The organism is Modicisalibacter sp. MOD 31.J, from assembly GCF_020147985.1.
In the GTDB taxonomy this organism is placed as follows: Bacteria; Pseudomonadota; Gammaproteobacteria; order Pseudomonadales; family Halomonadaceae; genus Modicisalibacter; species Modicisalibacter coralii.
In genome coordinates, this window is sequence record NZ_JAGXFF010000001.1 from 960,366 (window position 1) to 974,745 (window position 14,380).

Genomic DNA, 14,380 nt, shown 5'->3' on the forward strand with positions numbered 1-14,380 from the left:
CGGAAAGAGGGGAGTTGGCCTTAAGCATGTCTGCAGACTCCTCGCGTTGGAAAACGCTTCGGGTTGCTTTCTTCATCGGGTATCGAGCAGAAGCGACCCGTGAAGATTCCTTGTCTTCACGGGTCGATCAGCCCGGGCGTCGATGCTCTCAATCGACCTGTGCGGTGGCTTTGTTCAGAGCCGTGTCGAACCATTGTTCGACTTGCTGGGCGGCGGCTCTGGCACCCTGCCAGACCCATTCGGCGGTATTGTCGATGAACGGGACCTCGGAAAAGCGGACATCGACGGGCTTGCCGACATCGCTGGCCGAGAGCGGTTCTTCGGGGACCAGCAGAACGCTCGCCACGTTCTGTTGCTGGCGTACCCACTCGGGGAAGCCGGCGCGCGGCTGGCGCTCCACGTCGAGGGCCACGGAGCGCACGCGGGCGGGGATGGGTTCCGAGGCGTTGGGCAGGGCGATATAGGCCTTCTGATGGGGCTGGATGTCGCCGATCTGACTCATGTGGACCAGGGCCTCGACCATGATGTCGTTGTTGCCGGTACGCACCAGCGTCATGATCCGGTCGCCCTTGTTGATGAAGGTCTCGCCGCTGCTGCCCAGCGCCCAGGCCACGACACAGTTGCAGGGGCTGTAGAGAACGTTGGCCGCGGAGCGTGTCTGCAGGGCATCGACGCGCGACTGCTCGTAGTCGCGCGCCTGGACGAACTGCTTGATACGTATCTTGGCGACCTCGGGGGAGACCGTCTCGAAGCTGGGCGGGCGACCGTTGGACGGGGTCGTCGACTGAGCCATGCTGATCTGCTGGCTGCCCGCGTCGTTGATCCGTTCGCGCATGTTCTCGATGAGACGCGAGTTGTAGTTGTGCGCCGCCTTGGCCTGGATCAGCTCCGACTGCAGGTCGCTATTGATGACCTTGGCCAGACGTTCATCGCGCTGCACCTTGTCGCCGGGCTGCAGCGAGTGTTCGCTGAGCTGCCCGGCCCCGGGGGCCAGGACATCGATACGCGGGGCCGTCACCGCGGCGAAATCCGGTTCGATGAGCATGAAGTTGCGATAGGCCGTGGCGGCGGCGACGGCCACCAGGGTGACGGCGGCAAGCAGCAGGGCCGCGTAGCGTCCCCAGGGCTTGCGCGACTTGGTCTTCGCCTGGGCCGGGGTCGCCGTCTTGCGCTTGCGCGGTGTCTGCGGGTCCTCGCTGTCGACCAGGTTCTCCACCGAGGCATGGTTGCCGCTGAGATAAGCGCGAATCACCCGCCGCAGCAATTCGCGATGACGACGCTCGATGCGGGTGATCTCGAAAGCGACTTCATGTTGCTTGCTGCCTTTTTCACCATGCTCGCGCAGCACCTTGGCATCCACCGGGACGATCAACTCGGCGGCGCCGGCGACCAGCAGCAGCGAGACCGACATCACCTGGTCGGCCTGCATCGGCGTGTCGCTGTAGACCGAGAACCCGCCCAGTGACAGATCGTGACCCGTCAGGGTACTGCCATCCGCGAAGCGCGCCTCGAAGGGAACGTCGACACGGACGTGCCGGCGTTCGTCGCGGCGCTCGTGGTTGAGTTGCTCGCTGGTGTCGCGCTTCGCCTCGCCATCGCTCGATGCGCCTGTCGCCGAACTCGGCTTCTTTCCCGTCGGGCCCTCGAGCGTGGGCTCGGTACGGCCTGGGTTGCGCGGGTTATCGTCGCTCATGTTGGGGTCCTCCCTGTCCTTTGATCCTTGTCCTGGCTGTCATCAACCGTTGTGCCGAGCGATGCGGCGGACATCCATGTCTTTGAGGGTGACGGTCCCCGAGGCCGTTTCCAGCCGGCAGGGGGTGGCCGTGGGGCAGGCCAGACGGTCGACGTCATCCAGTGTTCGGTCACTTGCGTCGTGCACTCGGCCGGCGAGACCGGGGCTCAAGCGCATCACGGTCGGGCGTTCGCCACCATGGCCGCGAAAGCCCTGTGCCCTGACGCCGCCCACCTCGAAGAGCTTCTCGGTAAAGCGCTGGCCGACGCGCAGCGTTCCCGAGGGGAGCTGCACGGTGGTGTCCTCGGGGGCATCGGCCAGCGCCAGTGCCAGCCAGTAGCCGTCGTCCCGGGCATGCTCGGACGACGTTTCCAGGGCGCCGCTCTGATCCTCGAGAATCGCGAAGGCCATGCGATCGGGAGGGGCCACGACGCCGACCGCAATCGCCAGGCAGAGCAGCAGCGAGCCGACATAGACGCCGTGCATGATGTGACCCATGCGACGCTGGCGGCGGGCGGCCCTGGGGTCGTCGGGCTCCCCGGCCGAGATGCCCTGACGCGACCAGGACTGGCGGTTGAAGCGAAAGCTCACGTAGGTCTTGAGGACCCCGCCGCCCACCTGGTTGTAGTAGAGCATGGGGATCCACAGCAGGCTGAAGCGGCCATGCTGCAGGGCCAGTACCGTGGCGGTGACGCTGCGGGTAAAGAGGATCCACAGCAGATAGGCGAAGATGAACGAGGGCCGCACGAACAGCGTCAGCATGATCGCCACCGAGGGGCCGATCAGCGTCGTCCACATCGACAGTCGCTGATCGACCAGGCTCCACCAGGTGAACAGCCCCATGCGCCGGGGCCCCAGCGCAATGGCACGTCCGCTGGTGCGCAGCATGTTGCCGTACCAGCGGCGCATCAGGTCGATGCTGGACTTGAAGAAGCGATTCTTGTCGGGCAGTTCCTCGAAGCCCGTGACATAGACGTCCGGTATGTAGAGCATCTTCCAGCCGTTCTTGAGCAGCCAGAACCAGGTCGACTTGTCGTCGCCGGACAGGAACTTGAAGTTGCCGAAGCGCCAATGTTCGATATGGTCGTTCTCGACCAGGTCGATGAAGCCGGGCTGAATGGCCAGTTCGGCGCGAAAGGCGCTGTAGCGGCCGGTCAGGACCAGCAGACGCTCGGAGACCGACATCGAGCTCATCATCAGGTGACGCTGGGCGTAGCGCAGGTCGTACCATTCCTTGGTGACGTCACCGCCGTTGACGATGGCGCGGTTGTTGGTGGTCAGGGCGCCGAGGTCATCCTTGATGAAGAAGAACGACAGCGAGCGGGCGAGGGTGCCCGGCTCGATCTGGATATCGCCGTCCATCGAGATCAGCAACGAGCGATGACTGGGCATGCGCCGTGAAATGGCGCGCAGGACTTCCGCCATGGCGGAGCGCTTGCCGTCGCCCTTCTGGAACATGTAGGAGACTTCGACATTGCTCGGCCAGTCGTTCTCGGCCATGACATGATCGATGACGTCGACATCGCTGCGGTCGGCGATTGCCGCGAAGATCGTCGTGGGCACGCCGTAATCGGCCGCATCGCGGATCAGCGCGTCATAGACGGAAAAGGTCACCTCGGGTTCGATCCGGAACGAGGTGCACAGCACATAGAGCGCATCGGGACGCTGGTCGGCGCCCTCGCTATCCGCGCGGCGACGCAGCGCCGGAAAGACGTGGCGGTTGTACCAGACCGAGCGGCTGGCGAGGGTGAACCACCAGGAATAGCGCCAGGCGCCGATGACGCCGATGGCGAGGATGAAGCTCTTCGAGCCGGGCGAGAAGACCTCGGACGGTAGTTCGAAGACGAGTATGACGATCAATGACAGCAGGAACAGCAGCGTCGTCAATTCGGTGATCCGGCTGGCCCTCGAGCTCCCGGAGCTTTCTTTCAGCGACATGACGAACCTTCCTTGTGCGACGAGGGGCGGTGACGCCGATGCGGCACCGCCCGTCGCGCTTCACTCTCGGCGCCTGTACGACAAGCGCCTCACGGGACCGCGCAACGACGAACGGCCCTGCAGGCCCGTTGGTCGTGCGTCGGTCGTGATTGCGTTTCGGTGAATGGCGTCGGCCCGCTGGGGGCCGACGCGCGACGATCGCCGCCTCAGGCGGCGTCGCGGCGCAAGGAATCGCCCCGACCCATGGCGAAGTAGAGCAGCCCGGCGGCCTTGACGCTCTGCGGGTCGAAGAGGTTGCGGCCGTCGACCACCACCGGGGTGTGCAGGGTCTGCTGGAGACGTTCGAAGTCCACCGCGCGGAAGGCCTTCCACTCGGTGCAGATCACCAGGGCATCGGCGCCTTCGAGGGTCTCGTCACGGCTGTCGGCGAGGCTGAGGTCATCGCGCTCACCATAGATGCGGCGGCACTCCTCGGCGGCTTCGGGATCGAAGGCCTGGACCCTGGCACCGCTGTCCCAGAGCGCTTCCATGAGTTCGCGGCTGGGCGCTTCGCGCATGTCGTCGGTGTTGGGCTTGAAGGCCAGCCCCCACAGGGCGATGGTCTTGCCCGCCAGGTCGCCGTCGAAGGCCTGGTTGAGTTTTTCGAAGAGTCGCGTCTTCTGGCGCAGATTGACGGACTCGACTGCGCCCAGCAGCTGAGCATCGTAGCCGATGTCCGTGGCGGTCTGGCTGAGCGCCTTGACGTCCTTGGGGAAGCAGGAACCGCCATAACCGCAGCCCGGATAGATGAAGTGGTAACCGATGCGCGGATCCGAGCCGATCCCGTGGCGCACGTGCTCGACGTCGGCGCCCAGATGCTCGGCCAGGTTGGCGATCTCGTTCATGAAGCTGATCTTGGTGGCGAGCATGGCATTGGCCGCGTACTTGGTCAGCTCGGCACTGCGCACGTCCATGAACATCAGCTTTTCATGGTTGCGGTTGTAGGGGGCGTAGCACTCGCGCATGGCCTTGCGCACGGCTTCCGAGTCGGTGCCGACGATGATGCGTGCGCCCTTGGAGAAATCCTCGATCGCCGCGCCTTCCTTGAGGAATTCCGGATTCGAGCAGACGTCGACGTCGATCTCGGCGCCGCGCGCCTCGAGCGTGCGGTGCAGGGTATCGCGCACCTTGTCGGCCGTGCCCACCGGCACCGTGGACTTGTCGACCACCACCTTGTACTCGTTCATGTGCTGGCCGATGGTCTCGGCGACCTTGAGCACGTACTTGAGGTCGGCGCTGCCGTCTTCGTCGGAGGGGGTTCCGACGGCGATGAACTGGAGCTTGCCGAAATGGACGGCGTGTTCGGCGTCGGTGGTGAACTGCAGGCGCCCGGCATCGCGATTCTTGCGAATCATCGATTCCAGACCCGGTTCGTAGATGGGAATCTCGCCGCGGTTGAGGCGGGCGATCTTGTCGGCGTCGACATCGACACAGATGACGTCGTGACCGACGTCGGCAAGGCAGGTCCCGGTGACCAGGCCGACATAGCCCGAACCGAAGATGGTTATCCTCATTTCAACACCTCTCCATGGTGGTTGTGCAGTTTTCACGTTGCCGTAATGAGCCACGGACCCTCGAGTCGGGTGGCTGGCTGGCGTGCCGGGCTGCGATGCTTGTCCATTCCTTGGGGCCCGGGGGTGACGAGCGGTCGGCGATGTCGATGCCGTCGTCGGTCGGCGTGGCTTGTTTGCCGCCTCGGAGGTCGTCCTGTCTGGCTATTTCTTCATGACGCCCACAATGGCCGTCTCATGACAAAACGCTCCGCATCCCGCTAATTTAGCGCGGTTAAGATTTGTAATTGCCGGGTAACGGGTCCTAGCGTAGAGCGCACCGGCCCCGTTGGTCAAACATTCCGGGCAGTTTTTTTGTACAGCGTTTTCTTACCTCGCGTCGGTGCAAGGGCCGGCGCTTCACATCGCGTCTATTGAGGACTAAAATGGTCCTCAATCGCCGACAGGCCGGAGTGCAGCGATGCTGAAACTGTCCAAGCTGACCGATTACGCGGCGGTGGTCATGGCGCAGATCGCCCGCCATCCGGATCGCGCGCATGCCGCGGGCGATCTGGCCGAGGCCGTGCAACTGCCGCATCCCACCGTCAGCAAGACGCTGAAGATGCTGGTGCGTGCCGGGTTGCTGACCTCGCGGCGGGGCGCCCAGGGCGGGTATCGGTTATCGCGGCCGGCGGCGCAGATCACCGCCAGCGACATCATCGCGGCCATCGAAGGGCCGGTGGCGATGACCGAATGCAGCCATGCCGATGGCGACTGCGACCTGATCAGCAGTTGCGGGGTGGCCGACAACTGGCAGCGCGTGACCCTGGGAGTGCGCACCCTGCTCGACAGCGTGACCCTGGCGCATCTGGCGCAATCGACGCCGCTGAAGTTACCCGTGCAGTTACCCATACAAAGCGTGACCCTGGCCGCCACGGCCGAGGTCTGAACGCCGACCAATGCTTGACGAGGGGCGCGATCTGGCGTGCCCGGAGGGGAGAATCATGGCTACAGAGGAAATGGAGCGACTCGTTCGTCGCGAGTACACCCAGGGGTTCGTCACCGACATCGAGAGCGATACGGTGCCGCCGGGGCTGGACGAGAGCGTCATCGCCTTCATCTCGCACAAGAAGGGCGAGCCGGAGTGGATGCTCGAGTGGCGACTCGAGGCCTATCGCCAGTGGCTGACGATGAAAACGCCCTCCTGGGCGCATCTGGACTATCCGCCCATCGACTATCAGGCGATCTCCTACTACAGCGCCCCCAAGAAACCCGAGGATCGCCCCCAGAGCCTCGACGAGGTCGATCCCAAGCTGCTCGAGACCTACGAGAAACTGGGCATTCCGCTGCACGAGCGGGCCGCGCTGGCCGGGGTCGCGGTCGATGCGGTCTTCGATTCGGTGTCGGTGACCACCACCTTCAAGGAGAAGCTCGCCGAGGCCGGGGTGATCTTCTGCTCGATCTCCGAGGCGATTCGCGACTATCCGGAACTGGTCAAGCAGTACCTGGGCAGCGTGGTCCCGCAGGGTGACAACTACTTCGCCGCACTCAACTCGGCGGTCTTCACCGACGGCTCCTTCGTCTATGTCCCCGAGGGCGTGACCTGCCCGATGGAGCTGTCGACCTATTTCCGCATCAACGCCGCCAACACCGGCCAGTTCGAGCGCACCCTGATCGTCTGCGACAAGCGCGCCCAGGTGTCCTATCTCGAGGGCTGCACGGCGCCGCAGCGTGACGAGAACCAGTTGCACGCCGCGGTGGTCGAGCTGGTGGCGCTGGAAGACGCCTACATCAAGTACTCCACGGTGCAGAACTGGTATCCGGGCGACGAGGACGGCAAGGGCGGTATCTACAACTTCGTCACCAAGCGTGCCGATTGCCGTGGCGATCGCTCCAAGGTGTCGTGGACCCAGGTCGAGACCGGCTCGGCGATCACCTGGAAGTACCCGTCGTGCATGCTGCGCGGCAAGGACAGCGTCGGCGAGTTCTACTCGGTGGCGGTGACCAACGGTCGTCAGCAGGCCGATACCGGCACCAAGATGATCCACATCGGCGAGAACACCAAGTCGACCATCGTCTCCAAGGGTATCGCCGCCGGGCGCAGCGATCAGGCCTATCGCGGTCTGGTCAAGATCGGCCCCCGGGCGAAGCGGGCGCGCAACTTCACCCAGTGCGATTCGCTGCTGATCGGCGATCGCTGCGGGGCGCACACCTTCCCGTACCAGGAGATCGGCAACAGCACGGCGACCGTCGAGCACGAGGCCACGACCTCGAAGATCGGCGAGGACCAGCTGTTCTACTGCCGGCAGCGCGGGATTGCCGAGGAGGACGCGGTCAACATGATCGTCAACGGCTTCTGCAAGGACGTCTTCCAGGAGCTGCCGATGGAGTTCGCCGTGGAGGCAGAGGCACTGCTCAACGTCACCCTCGAAGGCGCCGTGGGGTAAGCGGGAAACGGCTGCGCGACGCCTGCGCGGCGTTGGCAGCGGGTTCGAGAATGCTCATTGACAGTCGTCAACTCCGCTTCTCTCGCCCGCTGCCGCCTGGCTCAGACCCCGCTCGCACGTTTCTCGACAGTGACAAATATTCGTTGGAGGGCGCAGTGGCGTCCTCGAATCCAGATTGAAGGTGGCAACACATGCTCGAAGTCAAAGGTCTGCACGTCACGGTGGAAGGCAAGGAAATCCTCAAGGGCCTGGACCTGACGGTCAACGCCGGCGAGGTCCACGCGATCATGGGGCCCAACGGGGCGGGCAAGTCGACCCTGTCGGCGGTGATCGCAGGCAAGGAGGGCTACGAGGTCACCGCGGGCTCGATCACCTTCGAGGGCGAGGACGTGCTGGAGATGGAGATCGAGGAGCGCGCCCGGGCGGGGCTGCTGCTGGGCTTCCAGTACCCGGTGGAGATCCCCGGCGTCAAGAACATCTATCTGCTCAAGGCGGCGCTCAACGCCAGCCGCGAGGCGCGCGGCGAGGGCGAGATCCCGGCGCCTGAGTTCATGAAACTGGTCAAGGAAAAGCTGGCGTTCATGAAGATGGACCCGAGCTTTTTGCAGCGTGCCGTCAACGAGGGTTTCTCCGGCGGCGAGAAGAAGCGCAACGAGATCCTGCAGATGCTGGTCCTCGAGCCCAGGCTGGCGATGCTCGACGAGATCGACTCCGGCCTCGACATCGATGCCATGAAGATCGTCGCCGACGGTGTCAATTCGCTGCGCAGCGAGGAGCGGGCGGTGCTGATGGTCACCCACTATCAGCGACTGCTCGACTACATCGTGCCCGACAAGGTTCACGTGCTGCTCGATGGGCGCATCGTCAAGTCCGGCGACAAGGACCTGGCCATCGAACTCGAGTCACGGGGGTATGAATGGGTACAGGAGGAGTCCGCGGCGTGAGCGAAGACATTCAACCGAGTGCAGAACAGCGCTTTCTGGAACGCCTGAAGGCCCGGGATGCGGTGCGCGGCGCCGAGCCGACCTGGATCGCCGCGCGGCGCCAGGCCGCGGCGGCGCGTTTCGAGGCGATCGGCTTTCCCACCAAGCGGGTCGAGCAGTGGAAGTACACCGATGTTCGCCGCATCCGTGACGGCGAGTTCGCGCTGACCGACGACGCCGACTTCTCGCCGGCCCAGGCCGCCGCGCTGACCCTGCCGATCGAGGCGATCCGCCTGACCTTCGTCGACGGCGTGTTCTCGCCGGAGCTGTCCGATCTCGCCGACCTGCCGGACGGCGCGAGTGTCGAGCCGCTGACCCAGGCGCTTGCCGACAATCACGAGGCGGTCGGCGCCGTGCTGGGACGCCTGACCGGCGTGGAGTTCTCGGCGTTCGCCGCGCTCAACATGGCCTTCGCCGAGGAAGGCGCGGTGATCCGTCTGGCGCCGGGCACCGTGGTCGAGCCGCCGATCGTCGTGCAGTTTCTCTCGCGGGCCAACGAGCAGGCCGTGATGAGCCACCCCCGTGTGCTGATCCAGGCCGGCGCACGCAGCCAGGCGACGGTGCTCGAGCACTTCGTCGGCGAGCGCGATGCCGCCAACTTCACCAACGTGGTGGCCGAGGTCTTCCTCGAGCGCGGGGCGATCCTCACCCACTACAACCTGCAGGAAGCGCCGCTGGGCGATGCGCTGGTGCAGAGCCTGCAGGTCGAGCAGGACAGGGACAGCCGTTTCGTCTCCTTCAACGTCGATCTGGGTGGCGCCCTGGTGCGTCACGATCTGGTCGCCGAGCTCAATGCCGAAGGCGCCGAGGCGCAGTACTACGGCTTGTTCTTCGCCCAGGGCCGGCAGCACGTCGACAACCACACCCTGGTCAACCACAACGCGCCGCGCACCTTCTCCGACGAGAACTACAAGGGCATCCTCGGCGACCGCGCCCGCGGCGTGTTCAACGGCAAGGTGGTGGTCAAGCGCGACAGCCAGCAGATCGAGGGCAACCAGAGCAACGCCAACCTGCTGCTTTCCGATCGCGCCGAGATCGATGCCAAGCCGGAACTCGAGATCTACGCCGACGACGTCAAGTGCGCCCACGGCACCACCACCGGCCAGCTCGACGAGGACGCGGTGTTCGCGCTGCGCTCGCGGGGCATCGACGAACAGACCGCACGCGGGCTGCTGACCCTGGCCTTCGCCGGCGAGGTGATGGACAAGGTCGGACTGGACGCCATCGCCGAACGGGTCGAACTGGCCGTGGCCGGCAAGCTGCCCGAGCGCTTCAACCTGGGGAGCCTGGTCGAGACGGGCCTGCTCGAGGAGGGCGCGTCACAAGGGGGTGTCGCCGATGACCGCAACGACTGACCTGACCCTCGACGTGGCGGCGATACGCCGCGACTTTCCGATCCTCGAGCGCGAGGTCCACGGCAAGCCGCTGGTGTATCTGGACAACGCGGCGACCAGCCAGACGCCGCGTCAGGTGCTCGAGACGCTCGATCATTACTACCGTCACTACAACGCCAACATTCACCGCGGCCTGCACACCCTGGCGGACGAGGCGACGGCGGCCTACGAGGCCACGCGCGAGACCGTGCGCCGGTTTCTGGGGGCCGGTCAGGCGCGCGAGATCGTCTTCACCCGCGGCACCACCGAGGCGATCAACCTGGTGGTTCATAGCTGGGGCCGGCACAACCTGGGGCCCGGCGATGAGGTGCTGATCTCGCGTCTCGAGCACCACTCGAACATCGTGCCCTGGCAGTTGCTGGCCAAGGAGCGCGGCTTCACCATCCGGGTGATCCCGGTCGACGAGCGCGGGGCCCTGGACATGGCGGCCTATCGCGACCTGGTCGGCGAACGCACCCGTCTGGTCGCCGTCAACCACGTGTCCAATGCCTTCGGCACCATCAACCCGGTCGCCGAGATGGCGCGCATCGCCCACGAGCAGGGCGCCCTGATCCTCGTCGACGGTGCCCAGGCCGCGCCTCACGAGCCGGTCGACGTGGTCGCCATCGATGCCGACTTCTACGCCTTTTCGGGGCACAAGGTCTATGGCCCGACCGGCGCCGGGGCACTCTACGGCAAGGCGCATCTGCTCGAGGCCATGCCCCCCTGGCAGGGCGGCGGCGAGATGATTCGCACGGTTTCCTTCGAGGAAGGCTCGACGTTCGCCGACGTCCCCCACAAGTTCGAGGCCGGCACGCCGTCGGTCGCCGACGTGATCGCACTCGGGCGTGCCCTCGAGTGGGTCGACGAGATCGGCATCGCGCTGATCCGCGACTGGGAACACGGCCTGCTGGCACATGCTCATCGGGAGCTGGGCCGCATCGATGGCCTGCATATTCTGGGGACCGCGCCGCAGAAGGCCGGGGTGGTGTCCTTCGTCGTCGACGGCGCCCACGCGCAGGATATCGCCTTGCTGATCGATCAGCTCGGCGTGGCGATCCGCACCGGCAATCACTGCGCCCAGCCGCTGCTGCATCACTTCGGCGTCGAGGCGACCTGCCGGGCCTCCTTCGCCGCCTACAACACGCCGGAGGAGATCGATATCTTCGTCGCTGCGCTCACGCGCGTCATCGGAATGGTACGCTAGGGGCATGGCAGACACGCAGATGGATCAACTGGAAAGTCTCCACAAGGGGCAGGAAATGCCCCTGCAACGAGACGTGGACGCAATCTCGATTCCCTTCGGCAAGACCGTCACCCTCGTCGAGGATTCGGTCGTCTCGGTGATGCAGGCCAAGGGCAGCACCGTCAGTGTGTCCTTCGAAGGGCGCTTGTATCTGATCGAGGGCAGCGACCTCGACGCCCTGGGGCTCGAGGCGTTGCCACGGCCGACCCTGCCCGCGGACGCCGACGACGAGACGCTCGAGCGCTTCGTCTGGGAGCAGTTGCGCACCTGCTACGATCCCGAGATCCCGGTCAACATCGTCGATCTGGGACTGGTCTACGGCTGTCGTATCGAGCACCTGCTGAGTGGCGAGCGCGTGGTCACCGTGCGCATGACCCTGACCGCGCCGGGCTGCGGCATGGGGGACGTGATCGCCGAGGATGCCCGCCGCAAGATCCTCGGCGCGGCGCAGATCTCCCGGGTGCACATCGACATCGTCTTCGACCCGCCCTGGAGCCGCGAGATGATGACCGAGGAGGCCAGGCTCGAACTGGGGTTGTTCTGAACGGAGCGCTCTTCCGGGCGATCCGGTCGCTTGAGGGAGGCGTGCGCCCCGGTTACGATTCGAGCGCTGATGATCCCTGGAGGCCGGAGAGACGATGGCGCCGAGGCGTGCGATGGGCTGGCTGAAACGAGTGTCGCTGCTGGGTGGCGCCCTGCTGCTGACGGCCGCCGGCGTGGTGCTGGCGGCCAATCTGTGGGTGCTGGCCCGTACCCGCGGGGTCATCGAAGACGATCTGCTGCTGTGCCGCGCGGCACCGGTGGGCATCGTCTTCGGCACCTCCTACTGGGCACGTGGCGGCGGCCGCAACCCGCACTACATGGCACGCCTCAATGCCGCGGCGCGTCTGTTGCGCATGCACCGCGTCCAGCATCTGCTGCTTTCCGGCGACAATCGCACCCGCTATTACAACGAACCGGTCACCATGTGGCGCGACCTGCGCGAGGACAACGTGCGCGATGCCGACATGACCCTCGATTACGCCGGGTTCAGCACCTTCGATACCGTGGTGCGGGCCCGCGAGATCTTCGGCGTCCACCGGGCCTTGCTGATCACCCAGGGCTGGCATCTTCCCCGGGCGCTCTACATCGCCCGGGCAATGGGCATCGAAGCCTACGGATGCGCGGCACCCTCGGGGCCGGTGGAGGGCGAGTGGCGGCTGCGGGCGCGCGAGTGGCTGGCCCGCGTGGCAATGCTCGGCGACCTGTACCTCTGGCAGCGCGAGCCCTATTTCCTGGGGCCCCGCGAACCATTGCACATCGCTCCCCAGGGGTGACACGCTGACGGCGTCACTCACTGCCAACACGGGAACCGCAAGCGTTCCTGTCATTCACTCGGGAAGGATCCCGGCATGCGAGTTCTTTTCATCATGGCGCTGGGCGGGCTGCTGGCGAGCCTGACGGCCCGGGCCGGTGAGCCCCGTTTCATCACTTACCCGCCGGACGCGCTGGCCGCCAGTCAGGCGGCGATCGTCGATCGGCAAGCATCGGCCGTGGCCGCGCTGCGCGCACTGACCGACGCGGCCGACGACGCGCTGGATGCGCCGCTGTATTCCGTGACCGACAAGACGCAGTTGCCTGCCAGCGGCGACCCGCACGATTATTTCAGCTTCGCCCCTTACTGGTGGCCCAACCCGGACACGCCGGATGGCTTGCCCTATGTGCATCGGGACGGCGAGTACAACATGGCCACCAAGTCCGGTGCCACCGACAAGCAGCGGATGCTCGATTTCGCCAGCGACGTCGAGGCCCTGGGGCTGGCCTACCATTTCACGGGCGAGACCGCCTACGCGAAAAAGGCGGCGCGCCAGCTGGTGCACTGGTTCGTCGCCGACGATACCCGCATGAACCCCAACATGCGCTACGCCCAGGCGATTCCCGGCCGCGTCGCCGGCCGCGACATCGGCATCATCGACAGCCGCGTGCTGATTGCGGTCGCCGACAGCATCGAGCTGATTCGCCCGGCCGGGGTGTTGGCCCCCGAGGAATACCGGGCGGTGCAGGACTGGTACCGGGCGTTCCTGAATTGGTTGCTGACCAGTGACAACGGTGTCGAAGAGGGCCGGGCGACGAACAATCACGGCACCTGGTACGACGCTCAGGTCGTGGCCTTCGCGCTGTTCACCCATCAGCCCGGGATCGCCAGGAAGCAGCTGGACAAGACCCGTGAACGGATCGTGACGCAATTCACGCCGGCGGGGAAGCAGCCCGAGGAACTGGCGCGTACGCGTCCCTGGCACTACAGCAATTTCAATCTGCAAGCCTATGCCAAGCTGGCACGCTACGCCGACGGCCTCGGTGAAGACCTCTGGCATTACCAGAGCCATGGGCGGAGCCTGCAGGCGGGCTTTCGGTTCGTTGCCGGTTACGCGACGGATCCCCGGGCCTGGCCTTACGACGGCATCGGGACGTTCGACGGCAGCGAAGCGCTGGGCAATCTACTCGCCGCGGCGCACGCTTACGAAGACCCGCTGTTTGCCCGCGAGGCCGGGCGGTTGCTCGCCGAGACGCCGGAGGCGATAGAACGGCTGCTGCACGGCTTGCCGTCCGGGGGCTGATCGGGCCGGGTGGCCGCGGCGAGCGGCCCTCGGAATGTCAGCGCCGCGCCTTGGGCTTCTGCAGCTTGTAGAGTTCGCGGATCAGCGCTCGGCACCCTTTCCAGCAGCGCTCGATAACCGGCTCGATCTCGTCGGGCAGCGGGTGGGTATAGAGGGTCGACAGCGACTGCATGACCACGCGCTCCTGCTCGAGGAGTTCGCCGACCAGCACCTGGCTGTCGTCGCCGACGAAGCTCTTCAGGCGGCTCCACAGCCAGAGGTAGTCGTCGCGCTCGACGTCGGCGTCGCGGGGCAGGAGGTTGAGGTGCCGCTTGGCCAGCGTCTGGAGCTCGCGCATCGCCTCGCTGCGTTCGTCGTAGTGGGACTCGAGGGCTTCGCGCAGCGTCGGGCGCAGGCGTTCGAGATTGTCCTGGAAGTAATCCAGGCTGTCGGCCAGCGCTTCCAGTACGTTGTCCATCGCCACTTGGCGATTATCGAGAAACATGAGCGGTCACCTCCTCCGGTGACGCAGATTGTGCGGCCCGAAACACTGTTT

General features: G+C 65.5%; 12 protein-coding genes. 8 read left to right on the forward strand and 4 right to left on the reverse strand.

Features of this window, described 5'->3' with window-relative positions; genetic code table 11:
* Positions 1-148 precede the first annotated feature (148 nt).
* The 3 genes from KGR00_RS04235 to KGR00_RS04245 all read right to left on the reverse strand — a co-directional run bounded on the left by KGR00_RS04235 (position 149) and on the right by KGR00_RS04245 (position 5,223).
* On the reverse strand, positions 149-1,693 hold the full coding sequence (locus KGR00_RS04235; protein WP_224417546.1) for an alginate biosynthesis protein Alg44: 1,545 nt from the start codon (positions 1,691-1,693) through the stop codon (positions 149-151).
* A 42-nt stretch (positions 1,694-1,735) separates the two neighbouring features.
* Positions 1,736-3,670 (reverse strand): glycosyltransferase, encoded by a 1,935-nt coding sequence (locus KGR00_RS04240; protein WP_224417545.1) that lies wholly within the window; start codon positions 3,668-3,670, stop codon positions 1,736-1,738.
* A gap of 206 nt (positions 3,671-3,876) precedes the next feature.
* Complete coding sequence (locus KGR00_RS04245; RefSeq protein WP_224417544.1) at positions 3,877-5,223, reverse strand: UDP-glucose/GDP-mannose dehydrogenase family protein; 1,347 nt, start codon at positions 5,221-5,223, stop codon at positions 3,877-3,879.
* Between the two features lie 457 nt (positions 5,224-5,680).
* Between KGR00_RS04245 and KGR00_RS04250 the strand changes: the two genes are divergently transcribed.
* From KGR00_RS04250 to KGR00_RS04285, 8 genes are all read left to right on the forward strand, one after another.
* The gene (locus KGR00_RS04250) at positions 5,681-6,148 is read left to right on the forward strand and encodes an SUF system Fe-S cluster assembly regulator (RefSeq protein WP_129141089.1); all 468 of its coding nucleotides are present in this window, start codon (positions 5,681-5,683) and stop codon (positions 6,146-6,148) included.
* A 55-nt stretch (positions 6,149-6,203) separates the two neighbouring features.
* Positions 6,204-7,646 (forward strand): Fe-S cluster assembly protein SufB, encoded by a 1,443-nt coding sequence (gene sufB, locus KGR00_RS04255; RefSeq protein WP_129141088.1) that lies wholly within the window; start codon positions 6,204-6,206, stop codon positions 7,644-7,646.
* Positions 7,647-7,837: 191 nt separating this feature from the next.
* Complete coding sequence (gene sufC / locus KGR00_RS04260; RefSeq protein ID WP_224417543.1) at positions 7,838-8,590, forward strand: Fe-S cluster assembly ATPase SufC; 753 nt, start codon at positions 7,838-7,840, stop codon at positions 8,588-8,590.
* Complete coding sequence (gene sufD, locus KGR00_RS04265; protein WP_224417542.1) at positions 8,587-9,984, forward strand: Fe-S cluster assembly protein SufD; 1,398 nt, start codon at positions 8,587-8,589, stop codon at positions 9,982-9,984. The genes sufC and sufD overlap by 4 nt, the downstream gene beginning before the upstream one ends.
* Positions 9,968-11,209: a cysteine desulfurase gene (locus tag KGR00_RS04270; RefSeq protein WP_129141085.1), complete on the forward strand. Its 1,242-nt coding sequence runs from the start codon at positions 9,968-9,970 to the stop codon at positions 11,207-11,209. Before sufD ends, KGR00_RS04270 begins: the two co-directional genes overlap by 17 nt.
* 4 nt (positions 11,210-11,213) lie before the next feature.
* A complete protein-coding gene (sufT, locus tag KGR00_RS04275; protein ID WP_224417541.1) occupies positions 11,214-11,792 on the forward strand; it encodes a putative Fe-S cluster assembly protein SufT in 579 nt (192 codons plus the stop codon).
* Between the two features lie 94 nt (positions 11,793-11,886).
* Entirely contained in the window at positions 11,887-12,564 is a 678-nt protein-coding gene (locus KGR00_RS04280) for an ElyC/SanA/YdcF family protein (protein ID WP_129141084.1), read from the forward strand.
* A 75-nt stretch (positions 12,565-12,639) separates the two neighbouring features.
* Positions 12,640-13,845: an alginate lyase family protein gene (locus KGR00_RS04285; protein ID WP_224417540.1), complete on the forward strand. Its 1,206-nt coding sequence runs from the start codon at positions 12,640-12,642 to the stop codon at positions 13,843-13,845.
* A 37-nt stretch (positions 13,846-13,882) separates the two neighbouring features.
* On the opposite strand, the gene KGR00_RS04290 is transcribed toward KGR00_RS04285, so the two are convergent.
* Positions 13,883-14,329, reverse strand: coding sequence for a hypothetical protein (locus tag KGR00_RS04290; RefSeq protein ID WP_129141083.1), 447 nt, complete (start codon positions 14,327-14,329; stop codon positions 13,883-13,885).
* Between the last annotated feature and the right edge of the window lie 51 nt (positions 14,330-14,380).